Raw genomic sequence first — 21357 nt, 5'->3', positions numbered from 1 at the left:
GCACCGCGCCCGGCATGCCGGCGATGCCGGAACGGGTCGCCACCATCATGACGAAGCCCGGATCGGGCCTCGAGGACCTTCTGTACCTGTTCTACCCCGAGACCGACGAAGCCCGCACCAGGGGCCTGGACCACTTCGCACGCATCCAAGCCGAGATGCCCGAGGGCGCCCCGCAGGTCACCCAGGATGCCGCGATGGGTCAGCTCGAGGCCATCACAGCGACGCTGGCCGCGCCCTGGGACGACGTCGCGCGCGACCTGGCGACCATCACCGCCCCGGTGCTGTATGCCGGAGGGGCGCACGACGTCATGATCGACGCCTTCGGTTCCTACGCGGCGGTACAGGAGCTGCCCAACGCAAAACTCGTCCTCTACAGCGACGCCGGGCACGCGTTCCTGTTCCAGCACCTCGACGAGTTCGTCCGTGAGGTGCTGGTGTTCCTGACCGACTGAGCCTCGGCCCAAACGAGCCGGGCCGTGCGAAGGTGCCGCAGCGACAGCCGTCGTGCCGGCGTCCAGAGCATGGCCCGGTCAGGCGCTTCTTCTCCGCCACCAGTAACCATGCAGGAGGCGAGACCGGATGTCGCATCGCTGGCATGGCACGTTGGAGCGGCCGGATCATGGAGGAAGGCGTGGTCGCATGTCGGTCCGCCCGCTAGCGTAACGCCGGGACCGTGACCCGGCTGATCGAAGGGGATGGTCTCGGCATTTCCGGAGTTCTCCACTACAGCGGTTCACGACGGCGCGATAGGACAGAACCGTTTCGGCCTAGACTGCGACAGGAGTGGTGCAGGAGAGGTACTCCCCCCTCGGGAGCCAGGCACTTGCCGCTGTTCACGTTAACAATCTCGTAGCCCGATCCACTGAAGCTACGGGCCTGTCACCGCTGCGGGCCGGCCGACAACGGTGGGGCGCGGTTTGTTTGTCAGGGCGCGTGATACGACTGACATCCGCAGCCGTCGATGGCGATGGCGATGGGCACAATGCGTTGGCCGATCCACTGGCTGGTGATTCCCGCTCCGGTACCTACGACGACGCCGACCGCTTCATGACCCCAGTGTGACCGACAGCGCACCCATTCGTAGCCCGTGTCCTGACGCCATGCATGCACATCGCTGCCGCAGAGGCCGGAGGCCAGTGTCTGCTAAGGAGCTCTCCGGGAGCCGGGTCGGGCTTGGAGTGCTCCCGCACCTGCACGTCTTTAGGTGCGGTGCTTCGCTTTCTAAGGGCTTTGGTTGACGTAGTCGGCGCCGAGTTCTACTGCTTCGTAGAGTGGACTGCACACCCCGCTGATTCGACTCAGGAGCTCAATGGCCGATTCGAATCGGACCTCGATTGGGAGGTCCCCGTCATACTCTCATTTGGACGCTCAAGCAGTCACTCCCGATTCCGCAACCATTGAACGTGTCCAGTTTCAACCGTGGTATGCGCTTCCGCCAGATTGCAATGCCGAATGATTTACTGGACGCAAGAGCAGGGTGTCGGCATTGCCCACGTCGTCAGCTTCATTGGACGACCGTTGGCTGCGGCGCCGCATTTCTGTATGGGTGGAGGACCATCCCGTCCCTCTGCTCATCTGCAGCTCGACCGGACATACAGACAGGGGTGTAGTGCCGTTACTTCTACAGCCATTCTGACTCGCAAAGTCCAGGATGCACCCATAGGCGAGACTTTTTGACCCGAGACGCGTCTCCCATAAATAGGAAGGCCTGCTTCTCCGCCAGCCCGAGCGACTCACCCGAGCAGGGCTGCGGTGTCTTGGAAAGCTGTTGTTTTTCAAGACGCTAGGCTGCCGAACTAAGAAGTGTGTTTGCTTCCGGCCTCGCACTAATCAACTCGAGCCGACGGCCGCTCACCTGTCTCATAACCAAGGATGAGTTCCAAATTTTGGCTACGAAGTTATGAGACATAGTTACGAGAATCGCCCTTGCCATCGCGCGTGCAAGATTCCGTAGAAAATCAGCGACCGTGCAGGTTAGACGTCTATTCGCTCGATGAGGCGTCTCGTTTCCCAAGAGTTGCGAGACTGGCGGTGCATGCTTTCTGGAAGGATCTGATTGTCTGGCGGGGTGATCGCTATTCGGCCCGCAGGGTCCGAGGCTGCCCGCGTTTCGTTACCGCTGGATGCTGACGGTGAGATCCAGGTAGATGCCCTTGTCGGCGACAAGGCGGTCTTGAAGGTAGCGGGCAAGACTCGCGTCGGTGCTGGTGTGATGGCTTTGCGGAATCGCTCCCCGGAGGAAAGCCGTGGTGTGGGTGGACTTGACGACGTCCAACGGCGCCCAACTGCGGTGGCTGGAGGTGAGGCGTTCTAAGTCTGTGCGGAATGAACGCACATGGGTCTCGCGGACCGTGGCGCACATGGTGAACGGGATGAAGGCAGTAGGCAAAAGAGGTCCTCTCACTGGGCACCCGATGGTGGGAGCCCGTTTAGAACAAGGTGGCTGTGGGCCTTGATATTCCTATGAAGCAGGATAGGAGGCCAAGGTCACGGGGTGTATTCGGCGGCCGTCTGCCGCTGCATGCACTGCCGGGACGCCGATTGGCTGGTCATATTTCAGCGTCTCTTTTAATCTTTCTAGCGCTTTCATGAATCCTTCTGAGCATCCGCTGGATCCGGCGAGTCGGTCGATGTTGAGCTCGTCGATGTTCCGGCCGATGACTGCGTTGGGCAGCGCGGCGGCGAACCGTTGCTGGTATCCCAGCGAGGTCTGATCCTGGGCCGGGGTTGTGATCTCGATCGTGGTGACGGCGCCGCGGTCCAGTGTGAGGGTGACGTCTTGATGAGAGGGGAGGCTCCCGTACACTCCACGTGCGGTGTAGGACCCGTCCCGATACTGCACGGCCGCCGGTATTGCAGATGAATCGGAGACCGCCGCCGATGGTGCGATCTGGTCTGCGTTGTTCACCGGGACGTTGCTCCCGCTGCAGCCGGCGAGGGCCAGCCCAACGGCCATAGTCGTGCCGGTACCTGCGGCAAGTCGTGTGCGGGGTGCTATCCGGGTTCTTTTGATTTCGGTCGAAGATCGGACTCCAACCATCAAACTTTGTGGTTTCCTGCTGTGATTGCAGCGAGGTCATGGCGGAACGTTTCGGGCTCATTGGTGACCGGCAGGTCCACGCTGTCTTCGGCCGCGTCAAGGGACTCGCGTGAGTCTGGCGTAAGTGCAGCGAAGACGGGGGCGAGGTCGTCTTGTTCGGGTCCGTGGTCAGCGATGAGTTCGAGTGTTTTGTGGTTGGCGGCGTCGATGTGGGGGCTGTCGATGAGTACGCGGGCGATCTGGTCGCGGGCGATGACGCCGTCGGCGGGTGAGCCGGCCTGTCGTTTGTCGCCTTGGAGCATGACGATGGTGCGCTGGTCGGGTTGGTTGTAGTCGAACCAGCCGGGCCGCACGATTGTGTAGGGGTTGCCGCTGGCCCGGACGAGCCGTTCGCTGCGCAGCTTCCAGGTAGCGTAGGCGACTCCCGGGCGGGTGGTCCCGATAGCGGTCATGAGCGCGATATGTACCCGTCTGCCACCCAGGGCTTTGAGGACGTTGGCGACGCCGGCGTAGTCGTTATCCCGGACGTCCCGTTCACTGGTGGTGGATCCGTGGGTGAAGACGATCGCCTCGACGCCGTCGACGGCGGGACCAAGGGTTTTGGGGCGGGTCAGGTCCCCGACGACGAGTTCGACGTCGTCGGGGAGGATTTTGGCGGCGCGGGCCTTGTCGCGGACGAGGGCACGCACGGTGTAGCCCTGCCGCAGCGCTTCGGCCGTGGCGTAGCGGCCGATGCTGCCGGTGGCGCCGGCAATCAATACCGTTGACGGACGGTTTGTCATCGTTTCTCCTTGACTGAGGCTTCTGTTGTTTCGCGCTGGGTGGCGGCCCAGCTGGCGAGGACTTTCAGTGCGTCCTCTGAGGGTGTGTTGGGGTCGGCCGTGTACACGTTGATGCGCAGTCCCGGGTCGGCGGGAAGTTCCATTGCCTCGTAGCTCAGGTCCAGGTCGCCGACGATCGGGTGGTGCAGGTGCTTGCGGCCGGCGCGGTGGTACTTCACATCGTGGCGGGCCCACCGGGTGCGGAACTCTTCGCTGCGGGTCGAGAGTTCACCGACCAGGTCGGTGAGGTCTTTGTCGTAGGGGTTTTTCCCGGCGGCGGACCGCAGGACAGCGACGACGTCGTCAGCGGCCCGCTCCCAGTCGATGAAGAATTCGCGTGCTTTGGGGTTCAGGAAGGTGAACCGGGCGCTGTTCGGCGGAGCGATCCCCTCTTTCATCATGTCCAGATATAGTGCCCGACCCAGTTCGTTGGCGGCGAGGACATCCCCGCGGTCGTTGCGTACCCAGGCCGGCGCCGTCGTGATGGCATCGATGACGCGCTGCACGCTGGGGCGGACTGTGTGCGGGCTGCGCTTGCGCCGGACCCGGGGGGAAGAGGTCGCGGCGCGGGCCAGGTCGAAAAGGTGGGCAGTTTCGGCGTCGTCAAGTTTCAAGGCGCGGGCGAGGGCTTCGAGGACACTGTCGGAGGCGCCGGAGAGGTTTCCGCGCTCAAGGCGGATGTAGTAATCGATGCTCATGCCGGCGAGCATGGCAACTTCCTCGCGGCGCAGGCCGGTGACGCGGCGGTTGCCGCCATAGGCCGGAAGCCCGGCTTCCTCGGGCGTGATCCTTGCACGGCGGGAGCTGAGGAACTACCGCACGTCGTCGCTGTGTGTCATGGCAGCCACGCTACGCCGCCGTCCTGGGCGGAGGGAGGGACTGTCATTACCCGGAACGACAGTGACTCCCGGACCCTAAGAATCCACGGTTGCATGGAAAACATGAAACCGGCACCCACCACCACCCCGCACCCGGGAGCGATCCTGGCGATCATCCTCGCCAGCTACTTCATGATCCTGCTGGACAACTCGGTCATCTTCACCGCGCTGCCCAACCTGCAGGCGGACCTGCAGCTGAGCACCAGTGAGCTCTCCTGGGTCCAGGATGCCTACACCCTGGTCTTCGGCGGACTGCTGCTCCTTGGCGCGAGGGCCGGTGACCTGCTCGGGCGGCGGCGCGTCTTCGTGTTCGGGCTGGTGGTGTTCTCACTCGCGTCACTGCTAATCGGGCTGGCCCCGGCGGGCTGGTGGGCGATCGCCGGCCGCGCCGTGCAGGGTATCGGGGCTGCGATCGTGGCCCCCGCGTCCCTGTCACTGCTGATGGCGAGCTTCCCTGAAGGCCGTGAGCGCACCCGGGCGGTGTCCCTCTACGGCGCGACCGCAGGGATTGGTGCCAGCCTCGGCCTGGTCATCGGCGGCGCACTGGCGCACTGGATTTCCTGGCGCGCCGGGTTCTTCGTCAACGTACCCATCGGCGCGGCGATGATCGCGCTTGCTCCCCGGTTCCTCCCGGAAAGCGGACGTGCCAGCGGCCGTTTCGACGTGTTCGGGGCGCTTAGCGCGACCCTCGGCGTGGGTGCACTGGTATTTGGGATCATCAATACCGCTGAAGCGGGCTGGACCTCGCCGGTCACCGTTACGGCTGTGGGCGCTGGTGTCGTACTCCTGGTCGTGTTCGTGGTGATCGAACGCAAGGCGGCGCAGCCGATCATGCCGTTGCGGCTGTTCGCGAGCCGCCGCCGCACTGGCGCCTATGTGGCACGTTTCCTCTACCTCGGTGCGATGATCGGGTTCTTCTTCTTCACCACCCAGTTCATGCAGGAAGTCCTTGGCTTCAATCCGCTGCAGGCCGGTCTCGGGTTCCTGCCCATGACCGCCGTGAACTTCGCCGTCGCGATGAGCATTCCGCCGTTGGTCAGGCGGATGCCGGGCTCGGTTGCTCTGCTGGCCGGCATCCTGTGTTTTGGCTCAGCCGCGCCGGTGTCGACTCTAGCTACTGGACGGGAGTCGCCCTGCCGATGGTCTTCATTGGCGCCGGCCAGGGGTTTGCCTTCGCGCCGCTGACCTCATTTGGCATCATTGGTGCCCCTGCGGCCGATGCCGGTGCGGCTTCGGGCCTGGTGAACACGTTCCACCAGGTTGGTACCTGCCTGGGGCTCGGTATCGCGGTCGCGGCCGCCGCCACTGTCCCCACCGGAGGCCCTGCTGCGGAGCACCTCGCCGCGCAGGTCACCGCCGCGCTCACCACGGGCAGCGTCCTCCTTCTCCTGGCCCTGGTCATCACAGCGGCCCTTATCCTGCCCGCAGACCTCGCGGGCCGGAGAGCCGGAAAAACAAGGTCGACCGTGCCCGCACCGTGAGGCTGAGCCGGCCCGCTGAACTGTCTGAGACCCGGTCCCCTGAGGCTCCCCGGGCAACAACACGTATCTACTTTCTCTGCCTACTGAAGGGCAAGCTCTTCATTCCCCTCAACCCAAGCGTTCAACAACACAAAGGAAAAATGCGATGAAAACACGTAAGCTCGGCGACGGCCTTGAGACGTCGGCCATCGGCCTCGGTTGCATGGGGCTGAGCTTTGGCCTTGGCCCCGCTACCGACCGGACCGAAGCCCTTGCGGTCATCCGGTCCGCCGCCGAACGCGGCGTCACCTTGTTCGACACTGCCGAGGGCTACGGCCCCTACGTCAACGAAGAGCTGGTCGGCGAAGCGCTGCAGCCGATCCGGGACGAGGTTCTGGTGGCCACGAAGTTTGGGTTTGACATCAACGCCGACGGGGAAACGGTCGGACTCAACAGCCGCCCCGGGCACATTCGGGACGTGGTTGAGGCGTCGCTGCGCCGGCTGCGCACCGATCACATCGACGTGCTGTACCAGCACCGGGTTGACCCCAGCGTCCCGATGGAGGACGTCGCAGGCACCGTCAAGGAGCTCATCGCTGAGGGCAAGGTACGCCACTTTGGCCTGTCCGAGGCGAGCGAGACAAGCATCCGTCGTGCCCACGCCGTCCAGCCAGTCGCCGTAATCCAGGACCATTACTCACTGTGGATGCGCAAACCGGAAACCAAGAAGTTCGGGGTCTGCGAAGAGCTGGGGATCGGGCTGGTCGCCTGGGGTCCGCTCGGACAGGGATTCCTCACCGGTGGCATCACCCGGGACATGAAGTTCGACAACCCTAATGATCTCCGGGCGGACTTCCCGCGTTTCACGCCTGAGGCACTTGAGGCGAACTTCGCCCTCGTCGACTTCCTCAAGAATTTCGGAGCCGAAAAAGGCGCCTCCCCGGCGCAACTGGCACTGGCCTGGCTCCTGGCCCAGAAACCGTGGGTAGTTCCGATCCCCGGCGGCACCCGCCTGACCCATTTGGACGACAACCTGCCCGCGGCCGACCTCGAACTCACCGCATCCGATCTGCAGCGGATCGACGAAGCCCTCGCCGCTCTCGACCTTGTCGGCGCACCGCTTTCGGCAGGGCTGGACGCCGCCATCGACCGCGACTGCTAACCACACGAACCTGCTGGCCAATCATCGGTGCCGCCCACGGGCGCCGATGATTGGCCAGCCCCGACTCTCACCGAAACCGCCCGCTGAACCAACACACCTGCACTTCATGGGGGTACTGACATGCACTCCCAGGCGGTCCGTGCCGGGTGTTGACTGGAAGCCGGCTATCAACCACTAAGGAAGTCCCAACCATGCGAGCAACACTGATGTACGGCGCAGGAGACGTGCGCGTCGAAACCGTTCCCAACCCCACCATCCAGGAGCCTACCGACGCGATCGTGCGCATCGTCGCCGGCTGCATCTGCGGCAGCGATCTGTGGCCCTACGGCTCCAAGCCGGAAACCTCCGAAGGCGCCCGGATGGGCCACGAGTTCGTAGGCATCGTCGAAGAACTGGGCTCCGAGGTGACTGGCCTGTCCGTGGGTGACTTTGTCATCGCGCCGCCCTTCGTGGCCTCCGACGGCACCTGCGATTTTTGCAAGGAAGGACTGCAGACCTCCTGCCGCCACGGCGCGCACTGGGGCGGCCACGACGACGGCGGCCAGGGCGAATTCGCCCGGGTCCCGCAGGCAGCAGGCACCCTTGTCGTGGTGCCGGCGGCCTTCGATGAGAACCTGATCCCATCGCTGCTGAGCCTCTCCGATGTCATGTCCACCGGATACCACGCCGCCAAAAAGGCCGGCATCGAGCCCGGCCAGACCGTGACCGTGATCGGTGACGGCGCTGTTGGCCTCTCAGCGGTTCTCTCCGCCAAGCTCATGGGCGCCTCGCGCATCATCCTCATGGGCCGGCACGAGGCCCGCACCGAGCTCGGCCGTGAATTCGGCGCCACCGACGTGGTGGCCGAGCGCGGCGAGGAAGGCATTGCCAAGGTCAGGGCACTCACCAACGGCGACGGAACGCACGCCGTGCTCGAAGCCGTGGGCCTCAAGCCAGCGATCGAGATGGCGATCGGCGTCGTCCGCGACGGCGGTGTGATCAGCCGCGTCGGCGCGCCGCAGTTCTCCGACGTCCCGCTCGGGTTCGCTGAGTTCATGCGCAACATCACGCTCACCGGCGGCGTCGCACCGGCCAGAGCGTACATCGAGGAGCTGCTGCCCCTCGTGCTCGACGGCACCATCGAACCGGGCAAGGTCTTCGACCGCACCATCGGCCTGGACGACGTCCCGGCCGGCTACCAGGCAATGGCCGACCGCGAAGCACTCAAAGTGCTTGTCCGCCCCTAACGAAAGGACTTGAACCTTATGGACATCACACTCAACAACGGCGTCATCATGCCCGCCCTCGGGCTCGGCGTCTTCCAAAGCCCACCGGAAGAAACAACGGCCGCGGTCGAGGCCGCCCTGGCTGCCGGCTACCGGCACATCGACACCGCCGCCGCCTACGGCAACGAACGCGAAGTTGGCGCGGGAATCCGCAACTCGGGCCTCGATCGTTCGGACGTGTTCATCGAGACCAAGGTCTGGGTCAGCGACTACGGCTACGACCAGACGCTCCACGCCTGGGACAAGGCGACCGGCAAGCTCGGGGTCGACTACCTGGATCTGCTCATCCTGCACCAGCCCGCCCCGGACCGGTTCGAGAAGACCATCGCCGCATACAAGGCGCTGGAGACCCTGCTCGCCGACGGGCGCGTGCGGGCCATCGGCGTCAGCAACTTCATGCCCCACCACCTCAAGCAACTGCTCGCCGCGACCGACATCATCCCGGCCGTGAACCAGGTGGAGCTGCACCCCTACTTCACGCAGCCGGACGTCCAGGCAGCCGACGCCGAACACGGCATCCTCACCCAGGCCTGGTCACCGATCGGCGGCATCACCTTCTACCCCGGGTGGGGCGAGAACCGCCGGAACGTGATGGAAGACCCCGCAATCGCCGCCGTCGGGCAAACCCGCGGCAAGACCCCGGCGCAGGTCATGCTGCGGTGGCACCTGCAGCAGGGCCGCTCAGCTATCCCGAAATCGACCAACCCGGCCCGTATCGCGGAGAACTTCGACGTCTTCGACTTCGAGCTCAGCGCAGACGAACTTGCCGCCATCGATGCCCTTGACGCCGGGGTGCGCAACGGACCGGACCCCGACGAGGCCCGCATTGAGCGTTTCGCCATGGTCATCCCCGAAGCCTAATCACGGCAGAACCAGACCTGAGACAAGGAACCAGCATGGAATACCGCTCGCTTGGCCGCACCGGAGTCAAAGTCAGTCCCCTGTGCCTCGGTGCGATGATGTTCGGCCCTTGGGGTAACGAGGACCGCGCTGACAGCATCCGCATCATCCACGGTGCCCTTGATGCAGGGATCAATTTCGTCGACACCGCGGACGTCTACTCCGGCGGGGTATCTGAGGAGATCGTCGGGCAGGCGCTGGAGGGCAGGCGTGATGACGTCTTCCTCGCCACCAAGTTCTTCATGCCCATGGACCAGGATGACCCCAACCAGCGTGGCAGCTCCCGCCGGTGGATCATCCGGGAGGTGGAAAATTCGCTTCGTCGGCTGAACACCGACTACATCGACCTCTACCAGGTCCACCGGCCCAGCCCGGACACTGACGTCGAGGAAACCCTCGGCGCGCTCACCGACCTGGTTCGCCAGGGCAAGGTGCGCTACATCGGTTCCTCGTCTTACTCGGGATCACAGATCGTCGAAGCCCAGTGGATGTCGAGGGAGCGGAACCTGGAGCGGTTCGTAACCGAGCAGCCGCCCTACTCGATCCTGGTCCGCGGCATTGAGGAAGACATCCTTCCCGCGGCGCAACGGCACGGCATGGGCATCCTCACGTACAGCCCGCTCAGCGGTGGCTGGCTCTCCGGGCGCTGGCGCAAGGACTCAGCGTCGGCACCCACGTCAAGTGCCCGCCCCGGCGCACGCTTCGACATGACAAGCCCGGCCAATCAGCGAAAGCTCGACATCGTCGAAGAACTTGCCCAGCTCGCCGAACAAGCAGGGATGACGCTGATCGACTTGGCGATCGCGTTCGTGATCAACCACCCCGGCGTCACGTCCGCGATCGTGGGCCCGCGCACCATGGAGCAGCTGGAGTCTTACCTCCCGGCCGCCCAGGTCAACTTGTCCGCAGATGTGCTGGACAGGATCGACAAACTCGTAGCCCCAGGTGTCACCGTTAACCCCGACGACAACAGCTACGGCGCAAACGAACTCACCGCACAGGCACGGCGGGTGTCGGTGTGCTGCATCGGACGACAAGAAAAGTGAGGAGGACCTGATGGAGGGCCTGGAGACCGTTGTACTGCTGGGCGTGACTGTGCTCGCGGGCGCCGTGTTGGCTCCACGGCTCCGCATTGCCGCCCCCTTGCTGCTGTTGGTTTTCGGCCTTCTCCTTGGCTTCGTTCCGCAGCTGCGGCAGATCGAGCTTCCACCGGAGACGGTGCTGTTGATCTTCCTGCCCGTCATGCTGTTCTGGGAAAGCCTAACCACCTCGCTCCGCTCCATCCGCCGGGACCTGCGCGGCATCGTCATCATGAGCACCCTGTTAGTAGTAGTCTCCGCTCTCGCAGTTGCCGGTGTGGCGCACCTTCTCGGCCTGCCATGGAACACGGCTCTTATCCTCGGGGCGGCCCTCGCGCCACCGGACGCGACGGCCGTCGCTGCCCTCGGGCGGATGCTTCCACGCCGGAACTTCATGCTGCTCAAGGCCGAAAGCCTGACCAACGACGGTACCGCCCTGGTGTTGTACGCCATCGCCGTGGGCCTGACACTGGGCGGCAACTACACCCCGGTCGATATTGCCGGGTTGTTCGCTCTCTCCTACGCCGGAGGGGCCGTAGCCGGTGTGATAGTCGCCGGGGCGGCTTATCTGCTCCTAGCCCGGGTACGCGACCCGCTCATCACCAACATCGCACTGCTGATCACCCCGTTCGCAGCTTTCCTGCTCGCCGAAGCAGTTCGCGCCTCAGGAGTCCTTGCCGTTGTTGTAGCCGGCCTGATCATCTCCTTCATATCCAGCCGGATCAGCACGGCAGCATCCCGCCGTCAGACAGAGTCCGCATGGCCCTTGGGCTCCTACCTGCTCAACGGAGCCCTGTTCGTTCTCATCGGCATTCAGGTCCATGCCGCAGTACACGAGATTGAGCCACGTAACGTGGGCCGGCTTCTGGTGTCAACAGTTGCCGTGTGGGTCGCGCTCATCGTGATCCGGTTCGTGTTCCAGACTGTGAGCATCACCCTCATCCGGTTTCTGGACCGGCGCCCTTCGCAGCGCAAGCGCAGAATGACCTACCGTGCCCGCATCGTCAGCTCCCTCGCAGGTTTCCGCGGAGCAGTGTCCCTGGCGATCGCCCTGTCCGTGCCACCGATATTGAATGACGGCCAGCCGCTCCCCGGACGCGACGACATCATCTTCATGAGTGCCGGCGTGATAGTGCTGACCATGCTTGTGCAGGGACCTCTGCTGCCCCCGGTGGTTCATTGGGCCAAGCTGCCGGATGAGCCCGAGGAGGAAGAACTGCGCCTGGCCGAACTGACCATCTCCTCAGCCGCCGTCCAAGCCGTTGATGACCTCTCGAACAAACTCGGGATCATCCCAGAGGTCCATGACCGCGTCGCAGACGAATACCGATCCCATCTGTCCGTGCTCCAGGCGCTTAAAGGTGGTTCAGATTTGGAGGCCACCACGCAATCACGCCAGGAAGAACAAACGCTCCGCCACGCCCTGCTCGACAAAAAGCGTGAAGTGCTCCTCGGGCTTCGTCTCGCCGGCACCGTCGATGACACCGTCGCACGGCGAATCCAAACCAGGCTCGACATCGAAGAACTACGCCTCACCGGCGTCGAAACATACGACTAACGCCAACAGGCAACCAGCGGTTCACAACCGAAAGAAGGATCAACATGGCAGACCAGCCAAAGCAGGTCGGCGGCGGCCGAAAGATGTTCGGCGACTTCGCACCGAAGCTGGCCGAGCTCACCGACGACATGCTCTTTGAAGACGTCTGGAACCGGCCCGAACTGAGCGCCCGCGATCGCAGCCTCATCACGGTAGCTGTACTCACCGCCGGCGGAAACACCGAGCAGTTGGGTTCCCATCTCGGCCGGGCCCTCGACAATGGTGTGACCCAGGATGAGCTCATCGAAGCCATCACCCATGTCATGCTCTACGCCGGCTGGCCCAGGGGCATGTCTGCAATGGGCGTCGCCAAGCAAGTCTTCGCTGACAAGAAGTAAGGAGGCAATGATGAACATCGAACCCACCCTTCCGACCACAAAGAACCCGCCGGCCCAGTTTGCCGGTGACGTGTGGCTTGACCCGATCGCCCTTCCCCACGAGGATGACCAGACGATGGTCGTCGCGACCGTCCGCTTCGCACCGGGAGCACGCACGGCCTGGCACTCGCACCAGCACGGCCAGTACCTGCGCGTCACCCAAGGTGTTGGGCGCTTCGGCACCCGGGACGGAAAGATCACCGAAGTCCACCCCGGCCAGACGCTCTACACCCCGCCCGGCGAAGAGCACTGGCACGCCGCCGCCCCCGGTTGCTTCATGGAACACATCGCCATGCTCCAAAACGGCGAGGACCCCTCCAAAACCACCACTTGGGGCGAACACATCACCGACGACGAGTACAACGGTGGCTAACCGCAGCTCGTGATTCAAGGACCAAGAGAAGGTGGCGGTTCTCCTGACGAGGACAGCCCATCTCTTCAAGGAACGTCTCATAACCCTTGTGTCTCGAAACGCTAGCCGTTTCGAGACAACCGGGCAGCAGGCGAGAGCTGGCCTGACTGCCTCTTACACCCGCGGAAGGGCATCGGAGGGCGACATGTAGCGAGCCGAAACACTGGCATTTGACACCGCAAATCACCCTAAATCGCAGTCAGGTTGTACTCCAGGAACCACTTTCCGGGCACGGTGATCGAAAGATTTATGGCCGAACCAGACATCGGACTCAAGTCCTCACTCCCTCGAATAAAGCACACAACAGTGTGGACATTGTCCACACCCTCTTTGGCAGAACAATGGCGCCGCACGGCTCACGCGGGCGGTCCTACGATCGGCCTCCCGGTACTCCCTGTAGCGCATTCGCCACGGTCATGTCGTTCCTACTCCCCCGGCGCATGAATAGGTGTAGGCCACCCCGGCCCACCCGACCAAAACCGGAACGAGGAACCGCAAGAACCCAATGACAGCAGGCGGAAGGCCCACCAGCCAGGGACTCGAACCCGCCACCCCACACACCTGAATAGGCCACCGCGGCGGCCAGGCCACAGCCGCCAACCTAGCGTCAGAGGGACGCCCCCACAAGCTTTGTCAACACGTCAAAGCAAAATCGCCTCTGACTAGGGAATCTGTCGTGCCCGAGGTGGGACTCGAACTGCATTCCAGCCCTTGCAAACACTGGGAACTCGCGAAAACATAAGCAATCCGAGCCAGTCCGGCCGATATACGGCCCAGTCCGGAGCGAGAAGTGTGGACATTGTCCACACTTCTTTTTGCCATCCGGCGTCGGCTTCTCTAGCAGGGCCGGATGGTGAGACGCATGGGCCCACTCCTGCGCGTCCGGGGCCGAGCAGCCGGAGCCGCAGCCGAAGAAACCGAACAGCCCCGCCGATCTGGCGGACTCCCCCGCCATCAGCCGGTTTGCCGACCACAACAGAGCGCTGAGCTAGGCTGAACGCGAAGATTCTCGTGGGACGGCCTCCGGGAGGGAAGCGTGCAGCTTCGACAATGAGGGCTTAGGCAATGATCTGTCTGGGAACAGCGGCGGTACTACGGCTGTGAGCTGTTCAGTCGAACCGGGTCGTTCAAGAATCAGACGGGCCTTGCTGTGTATCGCCGGGCTGATCAGTGTAGTGCTCGGGTTGAGCATTCGCACGCTCAGCGATGCGGCGTGGACGGGCCCTGCCGGTGATGGCCTATTCGCGGTCCTGGTCTATATCCTCGTGGCCATCCTGGTTCCATCGAAGTCCAAGGCACTGATTGTAGCCGCCGGGCTCGCCCTGGCCATCGAATCCCCGATCCTGGCCGATCCAGGGGACGCAGTCATCCAGATTGCGCCGGACCGAAACGTCGAGATGATCGTCGTAGGCCTAAGGCACAGATCCATGGTCGGCAAGCTCATCCTAGGCAGCATCGTCCAGCGGATTCTGCTTGACGCCACCTGCCCGGTGCTAGCCGTCCGGCCCCACAAGCTATCCGCCAGCCCAGACTGCCGGACGCATCGTCCGGCGCGCGTGCTGCCGTTCCCGCACTCCATCGCAACAGGTAGCCCGACGGACGGGCGCGAGGACAGCGCAGCACGCAGGAGGAGGCAGGGTGACCACCAGATCACCCTGCCTCCTCCCATAACTACCCCAGAAGAACCATCCGCCCGAACCGCCCTAGATCAAGGACAACCGAGATGAACAGCCGCTCTCACATGGCCAAACCCCCTGGCTCCCCCACGCCCGAACCCATCCGCAACTGGTCCACACTCTCCCGCACCGACCAAGTGGAAATCCACTATCACGGGCGAGTCATAACCTCAGGCCGCATCGACATGCTCGCCATGGACGGCAGCGTCCTCTGGCTTCAGCAGGACGAAGGCCAGGGTCGTGCATTGTTCCTGCACAGCGATGGACTTCGTGTCTACCGACGCCAGCCCAGCACAAAGAAACATTGATAACGCGGTCCCCAGTGGGCGAAAGCGGTCTGAGATTAGTTAGCGCTGTGGGGGCAGCCTGTCGACTTCATGGGTGCCTCCGGGGGCAGCGCCGCCGTGATCGCCTCGGGGATGGCAGCGCGGCTCGTTCCTCCGGCGGAAGGTGCCCTCGTGGGGGTCACGATGACGACGCCGGTGCTACCGCCGGCCCGCGTGACATATCCGCATCGATCGCATCCAGCGCGTGATAGACGTCAATGGCGGCCAGGACCGCGGCGGTGAATTCGGAGGTGGAGGACGGGCCGCCGACGTCCCGGGTGCCAAGGCCCTCCCGGAGCGCCGACTCGAAGGCGAGCTGGAGGTGCTCGGCAGCCTCGGGGTGGCCGAGGTGCTGGAGCATCATCGCTCCGGACCATATCTGGCCCACGGGGTTGGCCAGGCCCTTGCCCGCGATATCCGGCGCCGAGCCGTGAACCGGTTCGAAGAGGGACGGGAAGTCGCCTTCGGGGTTCAGGTTGGCGCTCGGGGCCAGGCCGATCGATCCGCTGACGGAGCTTCCCAGGTCGGACAGAATGTCGCCGAGGAGGTTTGAGGCAACAATGACGTCCAGCGTCCAGGGCTTCAGGACCAGGTGGGCGGCCAACGCGTCCACCAGTTCGCTGGTCAGGGTTACATCCGGGTAGAGGCGGGCTGTTTCTTCGACCACTTCGTCCCAGAACGGCATGGTGTGGATGATGCCGTTGCTCTTGGTTGCCGAGGTCAGGTTGCCCTTCCGGGACGAGGCGAGTGAAGCAGCGTAGTGCGCGGCCCGCGACACACCCTGGCGGGTAAAGATGGTTTCCTGCACTGCCGTTTCCTGCGGCAGCCCGCGGTAGGCGCGGCCGCCGACCTCGGAGTACTCGCCCTCGTTGTTTTCACGCACGATGAGGATATCGATCGGTTCCCTGGACGCAAGCGGTGACCTCACGCCGTCGAGCGTTCTCACCGGACGAAGGTTGATGTACTGCTGGAACTCCCGGCGGATCGGGATCAAAAGCCCCCACAGCGACTCCGTGTCCGGCACTTCCGGTGAACCCACCGCGCCCAGGAAGATCGCATCGTGCTGCGCCAGCTGCTCCACCCCGTCCGCCGGCATCATGCGCCCGTGTTCGGCGTAATAGTCAGAGCCCCAATCAAAATAGGTGAACTTCAAGTCCAGGGCATGAATTTGCGCGATTTGTTCTAGGCATTCAATGGCCGCCGGGACAACTTCCTTGCCGATGCCATCGCCAGCAATCACCGCGATTCTGTGTGTACTCATGATGCGCTCCGTTCTGAGGTGCCGGCCAGCTGCTGCCATGGATGGCGGGCTCGGCAAGATGGATGATGGTGCTGTTGGGTAGGCCAGCTCAGGGACGCTGGACGGAGGGTGGCGGCCTGAAGGCCACGTGCTGCATGCTAGAGGCTTTGGCCCTCGCTGCGGGCCTCCAGCATCGATTCCCGTAGTCGGGACTGGGCCAGGGCCAGTCCGGCATGCGCGGCTCCCCGGGCCACTGATAGTCCGATCACCTGCGAGGCGACCCTGATCTCCGGGATGACGGGAAGGCTTTGTGCCAGTCGCCTGCGCGCCTCCGGGAGGACTTCGTCCACGAGCGGACTCAAGCGACCCACAAAATAGAGATACTCTGGGTCCAGCGTGACGGCAACGGCACCGACTGCGGTCACGATCGCCGTCGTGAACCCCTCCACGACTTCAGCTCGGGGCCCCGCTTCCTGCGGCTGGGACCAGATGGCTTCGATGCCTTCCAGCTGCAGTCCGCGCCCTTTGGCGAATTGGAGGAGACCCGTTGTGCTCAACAGGCCGTCGAGGGTCTCGTTGCCAACGCCGGAGAAGAGAACACCACCCAGATCACCGAAAGCGGGGGTCCGCCCCTGGGCGATCTCATGATCGGTACAACTGGCGAAGCTCAGTACCGTACTGAGCATGAACAAAGCAGCATTTCCTATGTTCGCATCATCCTTCAGGATCCCCCGTAGGGAAGAGGTGGCATCGCTCTCAAGGATCACGGGAGCCTTCAACCGTTCTTCAATGGCATTCTGGAGACGAGAATCAATGAAAATCTTCCCGGATTCTGGTGTCCCGGACCAGTTGGTGCTATTCAGGACGCGGCCGGGCAGCGCGGCAACGATTTGGCGCAATGGCCCCTCTGCTGAATCAGTGGTCTCCACGATCAAGTCCACCAGCCACTCGGCAGTGGCTCCGACATCGCCGCCCTCGGGGCTGGGAACAATTATGTGCCCAATCTCGCGACCTCTCAGGTCAATTACGAGGACGCACGTGGTTCGCGTCCCGAAAGAGATACCGACAATGTGCCCCGCCGTGCCGGGGACATCCAAATATGTGGAGGGCCGGCCTCGGCGCACAACTGCATCGACTCCCTGCTCCACGAGGAATCCGTCAACAAGAAGCTCATCCACCTTCCGAGACACCGTCGGCTGGCTCAAACGCGTCAATTCGATCAGCCTGTTACGCGTCAAGGGCGCCTCTGAAAGGACCGCATCAAGGACAGAAGCCTTAGTGTAGTCACGTGCTGTGGGGTAGCTACTCATAGCACAACCTTAATGAGATATCAGGCCAAAACCGGGACGTGATGGGTGCCCGGATTTCGTTGATTCAGGGGTTAGTGGTCTTCTTCAGTTTGCACGTTCGACGGCGATCGCCCGGTTCCGGCCAACGGACAGTACGCCCCGGCAGGGCAACAAACTGCCGGGGCGTACCGGTCAGTTGGGGCATTGGCGCGCCCACCGGTACTAGCGGATCGCGGCTTCGGTGATGGCTGATTCTGCCAGGCCCCAGTAGTCCAGGGCCTTCTTGTATTCGGGGGTTTCCAGTACGGACTGGATGGCTTTCTGCAGGGCCGGTGTCAGGGGTGATCCTTTCTTCAGCCCTATGGCGACGTTGGTGTTCGTGCGGGTATCCATCCTCGGTGACAGGATGTTGAAGTGGTCGGGCTGCTGCTCGTTGGCCCAGGCAAGGGCACTGGCGTCGTAGAAAACGCCGTCGATCCGCTTGGAATCCAGCTGCGTCAGGGCCTCCTGGACGTTGGGCAGCGTGATGGCGTTGATGGCCGGCTGGCCCTTGTCCTCGCAGGTCCATTTCGAGACGTTCGGCAGGTGCTTCAGTTGCTGGGAGGAGCCCTTGGTCACGGCAATGTTCTTGCCGCAGAGTGTGTCGTTGGTCAGATTCAGCGGGTTGCCCTTGGCTACCGCCACGGCCGAGCCGCCCTTAAGGTAGTCGATCATGTCCAGGACCTTCAGCCGCTCTTCCGTGGCGGACATGGTGGTGGCGGTGAAGTCGTAGCGGCCGCCGTCAATGCCGGGAATGATCGTGTCGAACGCGGTGTTCTCGAACTTCAGCTTCAATCCCAGCTTTTTGGCGACCAGGCGGGCGAGGTCCGGGTTCACGCCGATGGGGGTTGTGTTGTCCTCGGCGAGGAACGTCATCGGCGGGGAGCTCAGATCCATCGCGACCGTCAGTTCACCCTTGGCCTTGTACGACTCGGGCAGCAGCGCCACCGCGGCCGCGTCCGGCTGGACACCCTCTGAGATGTCCCGGGTGTTCTGCGTCTTCGGGATGTCAGTGGCCTGAGAGCCCGTGGCCGCGCCGCCACAGCCGCTCAGCGCCAGTACTACGGCGAGCCCTGCGGCCGCCGTCTGGATCTTCTTGATGGTTTTCATGGTGTTCCTTTTGATGGGGTGTCAGCTAAAGTAATTGGCTGAATGAGTGAGCTTGATTGGTAAGACTCCAGGGCCGATTTGGCCTTAGCGCAGTGTTTTGAAGGCGCGGGCCATTCCTTCGAGCAGGCGGTCGGCGTCGTTACTGGAGAAGGGCAGCGGGGGGCGGAGTTTCAGGACGTTGCCCTGGGCGCCGCAGGCGGAGATCAGGATCCGGTCCTCCCGGAGGGCATTGACGATGGCGGCGGCGGCTTCCCCGTTGGGTGTGAGTGTGGACCGGTCGGTGACGAGGTCGACGCCGATGAAGAAGCCGCTTCCGCGTACTTCTGCGACCTGGTCCAGGCCCTGGCTGAGGTCTTTGAGCCCGTTGATGATCTTTTCGCCGACCTTGGAGGCGTTTTCTATCAGTGATTCCTCGCGGACCACGTCCAGGACGGCCTGGGCAGCGGCGATGGCTACTGAGTTTCCGCCGAAGGTGTTGAAGTAGCGGATGTTCTTGCCGAACTCGACGAGTAGTTCGGGTTTGAAGATGGCTGCCGCGACGGGGATCCCGTTACCCATGGGTTTGCCGATGGTCACGATGTCCGGGACGATCCCGTGGCGTTGGAAGCCCCACCATTGGGCACCGGTACGGCCAAAGCCGGGCTGGACTTCATCGGCGATGTACAGGCCGCCGACGGCGTGTACCTCTTCGATGATCGGGCGCAGGAAGCCCGTGGGGCCGGCGAAGACACCGTCGGAGGAGAAGATGCTGTCGGCGATGAAGGCCGCCAGCCCGATACCGTGCCGGTGCAGGTCTGCGATGGCGGCACGGACCTGGTTGCGCAGGTGATCTTCCAGGGATTCTTGATCGGAGGAGTACCGCAGGGCGTCCGGGGCGTCGATGACCCGCACGTTGGCGCCCAGCGGAACACCGATGCCCAGGGACGGGGAGAATGACGCTACTTCGGTTGTCAGTCCGTGGTAGGCGCCGGAGGTGACAATGATCCCCTGGTTTCCGGTGGCGTATTTTGCCACGCGCATGGCGAGGTCGTTGGCTTCAGAGCCGGTGCAGGTGAACATGACATGGCCAAGCTCGGCCGCGAACGTGGAGAGCAGCTGCTCGGAGTAATCGAGGATCGATTCCTGGACGTAACGGGTGTTGGTGTTCAGGACCTGCATCTGCTCGTGGACAGCGGCAATAACCTTCGGGTGCGCGTGACCGACCGAGGGGACGTTGTTGTAAACGTCGAGATACTCGTTTCCTTCGCGGTCAAACAGTGTGGTGCCTTTGCCCCGGACGATTTCCAGGGGGGTGTCGTAGAAGAGCCGGTAGCCGGGTCCGAGGCTCTTGTCCCGGCGTCGGATGTTCTTCTGCATCTGATCCGGGAGCTCACCGAGGCGGTTGGGGTCAAAGCCATTGATCATGGCTCGGGAAGGCTTACGGATGGTTTGGGGAGTGCTGTCCATGGTTCTCCTTGAAGGCTTGCGGGGACGGGTTCAGGGTGTAGTGGTTAGTTTTGGTGTCGGGGCTGCCGCTGTGGAGGCGAGCCGGTCCCAGTCCGGTTGTGAGTGGGAGAGGAGATAGTCGCGTCTTTGGGGTAGTTGGGATGCCCGCCATTCGGTGATCAGGGCCCGCAGGAGGAGGCGGGCCGGCGCCGAGGCAGTCAGGGCTTCGAACTCTTCAACGGGCAGCGGGCGGATTTTCCGGTATCCGTTCATGGCGTGCAGTGCGTGTTTCCAAGGGCTGGACGGGTCTGCTCCCAGCAGGTTGGCCATGGTGACGCTGATGTCGAAGATCACGGGGGTTCGCACGACGTCTCCGAAGTCGATGATCCCGGTCACGTAGTCCGGGCTGTCCGGGTTGACAAGGACATTGAACGGACTGAAATCCCCGTGGACAACCTGGGAGGTAAGGGTGTCCAGAAGTGGAACCACCTTCTCGTCGAACTGATCGAAAATATCTTCGGCCAGGGAGCGTTTTTGCTTCTCACCGACGTGGTCAAGAAGCGGCCTCATCCGGTGAAAGTGCTTGAGGTCCCAGAGGAGCAAACGCTCGGCACGAGGATGATCGAAGTCCTGTAAAGCAATGCCCAGGCGGGCAAGGCTTGAGCCCACCAACTGAAGCTGACCAGCGGACGCCTCGTGATTGGCCAGCAAATCTCCAGGCATGAACCGCATCACCCGAAGTACGCGATCAAAGGCTCCAACAGACGCCGGGATGAGGACTTGCGGATCTCCGTCAAGGCTCCTGACTAGACGCTGGACCGGAAGTTCAGGGGCCGTCCGTTCCAAATGCTCCATGCATGCCGTCTGAAGGTGGACGATCACCGGATCCTCATCCGGTGAGGATAACTTCACCAGATAGGTTTCCTCGCCGTCTCGGAGGCGGAAAGTCTCGTCCTTCTCCGTGGGAATCCGGACAAGCGTCCCCTTCAGGCCGTAGGACTGCTCAACGAGCTCCAAGACAGTCGAATCAGCGAGCTGGGACTGCTCTGCCAGAAGTCCACTCTCTGATGCGACGGCGTCTATAAAAGCAGAGTCGCTATTGCCCCAGGCTGCCTGGGCGCTGTCGGCGGCCCCGATGGCCGGGGCCGGACCGGTACCAAGTGCGGTGGGATCAAAAGAGGGACTCATCTCACCCTTTCAAAGTCGAAGGAGAAAATCAGGACGTCGGCTGTCGCGAGCTGAACCGTTGCGGTCGGATGAA

21 protein-coding genes and 1 pseudogene are annotated in these 21357 nt (G+C 63.2%); 12 read left to right on the top strand and 10 right to left on the bottom strand.

What is annotated here, in order from left to right; translation table 11 throughout:
• Positions 1–452: alpha/beta fold hydrolase (locus J7I89_RS24290; protein ID WP_214975841.1), on the top strand; the 452-nt coding region annotated here is incomplete at its 5' end.
• A gap of 472 nt (positions 453–924) precedes the next feature.
• On the opposite strand, the gene J7I89_RS26070 is transcribed toward J7I89_RS24290, so the two are convergent.
• The 5 genes from J7I89_RS26070 to J7I89_RS24265 all read right to left on the bottom strand — a co-directional run bounded on the left by J7I89_RS26070 (position 925) and on the right by J7I89_RS24265 (position 4649).
• On the bottom strand, positions 925–1137 hold the full coding sequence (locus J7I89_RS26070) for an alcohol dehydrogenase catalytic domain-containing protein (RefSeq protein ID WP_374102046.1): 213 nt from the start codon (positions 1135–1137) through the stop codon (positions 925–927).
• Between the two features lie 976 nt (positions 1138–2113).
• Positions 2114–2389: a hypothetical protein gene (locus J7I89_RS24280; protein ID WP_214975837.1), complete on the bottom strand. Its 276-nt coding sequence runs from the start codon at positions 2387–2389 to the stop codon at positions 2114–2116.
• A gap of 72 nt (positions 2390–2461) precedes the next feature.
• Positions 2462–2956, bottom strand: coding sequence for a hypothetical protein (locus tag J7I89_RS24275; protein ID WP_214975834.1), 495 nt, complete (start codon positions 2954–2956; stop codon positions 2462–2464).
• Between the two features lie 83 nt (positions 2957–3039).
• Positions 3040–3822: an SDR family oxidoreductase gene (locus tag J7I89_RS24270; protein WP_214975832.1), complete on the bottom strand. Its 783-nt coding sequence runs from the start codon at positions 3820–3822 to the stop codon at positions 3040–3042.
• Positions 3819–4649 (bottom strand): helix-turn-helix transcriptional regulator, encoded by an 831-nt coding sequence (locus J7I89_RS24265; RefSeq protein ID WP_308160029.1) that lies wholly within the window; start codon positions 4647–4649, stop codon positions 3819–3821. Before J7I89_RS24265 ends, J7I89_RS24270 begins: the two co-directional genes overlap by 4 nt.
• 144 nt (positions 4650–4793) lie before the next feature.
• Between J7I89_RS24265 and J7I89_RS24260 the strand changes: the two genes are divergently transcribed.
• The 11 genes and pseudogenes from J7I89_RS24260 (at position 4794) to J7I89_RS24215 (ending at position 14975) form a co-directional block, all read left to right on the top strand.
• Positions 4794–5924 (top strand): MFS transporter, encoded by a 1131-nt coding sequence (locus tag J7I89_RS24260; RefSeq protein ID WP_251045806.1) that lies wholly within the window; start codon positions 4794–4796, stop codon positions 5922–5924.
• Entirely contained in the window at positions 5879–6220 is a 342-nt protein-coding gene (locus J7I89_RS25490; RefSeq protein ID WP_251045805.1) for a hypothetical protein, read from the top strand. Before J7I89_RS24260 ends, J7I89_RS25490 begins: the two co-directional genes overlap by 46 nt.
• A gap of 145 nt (positions 6221–6365) precedes the next feature.
• Entirely contained in the window at positions 6366–7361 is a 996-nt protein-coding gene (locus tag J7I89_RS24255) for an aldo/keto reductase (protein ID WP_214975830.1), read from the top strand.
• Between the two features lie 191 nt (positions 7362–7552).
• On the top strand, positions 7553–8587 hold the full coding sequence (locus J7I89_RS24250) for a zinc-dependent alcohol dehydrogenase family protein (RefSeq protein WP_214975827.1): 1035 nt from the start codon (positions 7553–7555) through the stop codon (positions 8585–8587).
• A gap of 18 nt (positions 8588–8605) precedes the next feature.
• Positions 8606–9487 (top strand): aldo/keto reductase, encoded by an 882-nt coding sequence (locus J7I89_RS24245; RefSeq protein WP_214975825.1) that lies wholly within the window; start codon positions 8606–8608, stop codon positions 9485–9487.
• Between the two features lie 35 nt (positions 9488–9522).
• The gene (locus J7I89_RS24240; protein ID WP_214975824.1) at positions 9523–10572 is read left to right on the top strand and encodes an aldo/keto reductase; all 1050 of its coding nucleotides are present in this window, start codon (positions 9523–9525) and stop codon (positions 10570–10572) included.
• 10 nt (positions 10573–10582) lie between these two features.
• Positions 10583–12163: a Na+/H+ antiporter gene (locus J7I89_RS24235; protein WP_214975822.1), complete on the top strand. Its 1581-nt coding sequence runs from the start codon at positions 10583–10585 to the stop codon at positions 12161–12163.
• A 44-nt stretch (positions 12164–12207) separates the two neighbouring features.
• The gene (locus tag J7I89_RS24230) at positions 12208–12540 is read left to right on the top strand and encodes a carboxymuconolactone decarboxylase family protein (RefSeq protein ID WP_214975820.1); all 333 of its coding nucleotides are present in this window, start codon (positions 12208–12210) and stop codon (positions 12538–12540) included.
• A 10-nt stretch (positions 12541–12550) separates the two neighbouring features.
• Positions 12551–12952, top strand: a complete 402-nt coding sequence (locus tag J7I89_RS24225) for a cupin domain-containing protein (protein ID WP_214975818.1) — start codon at positions 12551–12553, stop codon at positions 12950–12952.
• A gap of 1349 nt (positions 12953–14301) precedes the next feature.
• A pseudogene (locus tag J7I89_RS26065) lies at positions 14302–14496 on the top strand (universal stress protein); the annotation flags it as partial.
• 218 nt (positions 14497–14714) lie between these two features.
• Positions 14715–14975, top strand: a complete 261-nt coding sequence (locus J7I89_RS24215) for a hypothetical protein (protein ID WP_214975816.1) — start codon at positions 14715–14717, stop codon at positions 14973–14975.
• Positions 14976–15132: 157 nt separating this feature from the next.
• On the opposite strand, the gene J7I89_RS24210 is transcribed toward J7I89_RS24215, so the two are convergent.
• The 5 genes from J7I89_RS24210 to J7I89_RS24190 all read right to left on the bottom strand — a co-directional run bounded on the left by J7I89_RS24210 (position 15133) and on the right by J7I89_RS24190 (position 21284).
• Positions 15133–16254 (bottom strand): tartrate dehydrogenase, encoded by a 1122-nt coding sequence (locus tag J7I89_RS24210; RefSeq protein ID WP_214975814.1) that lies wholly within the window; start codon positions 16252–16254, stop codon positions 15133–15135.
• Between the two features lie 137 nt (positions 16255–16391).
• On the bottom strand, positions 16392–17543 hold the full coding sequence (locus tag J7I89_RS24205) for an ROK family transcriptional regulator (protein WP_251045803.1): 1152 nt from the start codon (positions 17541–17543) through the stop codon (positions 16392–16394).
• Positions 17544–17744: 201 nt separating this feature from the next.
• Positions 17745–18671, bottom strand: coding sequence for an ABC transporter substrate-binding protein (locus tag J7I89_RS24200; RefSeq protein WP_214975810.1), 927 nt, complete (start codon positions 18669–18671; stop codon positions 17745–17747).
• An 84-nt stretch (positions 18672–18755) separates the two neighbouring features.
• The gene (locus J7I89_RS24195) at positions 18756–20117 is read right to left on the bottom strand and encodes an aspartate aminotransferase family protein (protein WP_214975808.1); all 1362 of its coding nucleotides are present in this window, start codon (positions 20115–20117) and stop codon (positions 18756–18758) included.
• Positions 20118–20147: 30 nt separating this feature from the next.
• Positions 20148–21284, bottom strand: a complete 1137-nt coding sequence (locus J7I89_RS24190) for a phosphotransferase (RefSeq protein WP_214975805.1) — start codon at positions 21282–21284, stop codon at positions 20148–20150.
• Positions 21285–21357: the final 73 nt, after the last annotated feature.

The organism is Arthrobacter sp. ISL-5 (assembly GCF_018613835.1).
In the GTDB taxonomy this organism is placed as follows: Bacteria; Actinomycetota; Actinomycetes; order Actinomycetales; family Micrococcaceae; genus Arthrobacter.
This window is presented reverse-complemented; position numbering and strand designations above follow the sequence as displayed.

Bases quoted from the DNA above. Each gene is read 5' to 3' on its own strand.
- J7I89_RS24275 (WP_214975834.1), bottom strand. From the start codon at position 2,956: ATGGCCGTTGGGCTGGCCCTCGCCGGCTGCAGCGGGAGCAACGTCCCG.
- J7I89_RS24270 (WP_214975832.1), bottom strand. From the start codon at position 3,822: ATGACAAACCGTCCGTCAACGGTATTGATTGCCGGCGCCACCGGCAGC.
- J7I89_RS24260 (WP_251045806.1), top strand. From the start codon at position 4,794: ATGGAAAACATGAAACCGGCACCCACCACCACCCCGCACCCGGGAGCG.
- J7I89_RS25490 (WP_251045805.1), top strand. From the start codon at position 5,879: ATGGTCTTCATTGGCGCCGGCCAGGGGTTTGCCTTCGCGCCGCTGACC.
- J7I89_RS24255 (WP_214975830.1), top strand. From the start codon at position 6,366: ATGAAAACACGTAAGCTCGGCGACGGCCTTGAGACGTCGGCCATCGGC.
- J7I89_RS24250 (WP_214975827.1), top strand. From the start codon at position 7,553: ATGCGAGCAACACTGATGTACGGCGCAGGAGACGTGCGCGTCGAAACC.
- J7I89_RS24245 (WP_214975825.1), top strand. From the start codon at position 8,606: ATGGACATCACACTCAACAACGGCGTCATCATGCCCGCCCTCGGGCTC.
- J7I89_RS24240 (WP_214975824.1), top strand. From the start codon at position 9,523: ATGGAATACCGCTCGCTTGGCCGCACCGGAGTCAAAGTCAGTCCCCTG.
- J7I89_RS24235 (WP_214975822.1), top strand. From the start codon at position 10,583: ATGGAGGGCCTGGAGACCGTTGTACTGCTGGGCGTGACTGTGCTCGCG.
- J7I89_RS24230 (WP_214975820.1), top strand. From the start codon at position 12,208: ATGGCAGACCAGCCAAAGCAGGTCGGCGGCGGCCGAAAGATGTTCGGC.
- J7I89_RS24225 (WP_214975818.1), top strand. From the start codon at position 12,551: ATGAACATCGAACCCACCCTTCCGACCACAAAGAACCCGCCGGCCCAG.
- J7I89_RS24215 (WP_214975816.1), top strand. From the start codon at position 14,715: ATGAACAGCCGCTCTCACATGGCCAAACCCCCTGGCTCCCCCACGCCC.
- J7I89_RS24210 (WP_214975814.1), bottom strand. From the start codon at position 16,254: ATGAGTACACACAGAATCGCGGTGATTGCTGGCGATGGCATCGGCAAG.
- J7I89_RS24205 (WP_251045803.1), bottom strand. From the start codon at position 17,543: ATGAGTAGCTACCCCACAGCACGTGACTACACTAAGGCTTCTGTCCTT.
- J7I89_RS24200 (WP_214975810.1), bottom strand. From the start codon at position 18,671: ATGAAAACCATCAAGAAGATCCAGACGGCGGCCGCAGGGCTCGCCGTA.
- J7I89_RS24195 (WP_214975808.1), bottom strand. From the start codon at position 20,117: ATGGACAGCACTCCCCAAACCATCCGTAAGCCTTCCCGAGCCATGATC.
- J7I89_RS24190 (WP_214975805.1), bottom strand. From the start codon at position 21,284: ATGAGTCCCTCTTTTGATCCCACCGCACTTGGTACCGGTCCGGCCCCG.